This window comes from Leifsonia sp. HAY1-4F, assembly GCF_056755275.1.
In genome coordinates this window covers 1-258 of sequence record NZ_JBNDHX010000381.1, presented here as the reverse complement: position 1 = coordinate 258, position 258 = coordinate 1, and the positions used below count along the sequence as shown (strand labels likewise).

Sequence of the window (258 nt, the reverse complement as noted above, 5' to 3'; positions counted from 1 at the left end):
GAGGGCCGGAATTGGTTCCAGTTGTATGTGATGCGGCAGCGGGAGATCTCCTACGGTCTGGTGGAGCGGGCCGCGGCCGCGGGGTTCGACACCCTGTTCTTCACCGTGGACACCCCGGTCGCGGGGGCGCGGTTGCGGGATAAGCGCAACGGGTTCTCCATCCCGCCGCAGCTGACTGTGAGCACGATCCTGAACGCGATCCCGCGGCCGTGGTGGTGGTATGACTTCCTGACCACCCCGAAGCTGGAGTTCGCCTCC

General features: G+C 66.3%; 1 protein-coding gene. It reads left to right on the top strand.

The window, feature by feature from the left end:
- Window positions 1-258, top strand: a 258-nt coding sequence (locus ACPYOG_RS19895) for an alpha-hydroxy-acid oxidizing protein (RefSeq protein WP_481295839.1), incomplete at both ends; no start/stop codon positions are given.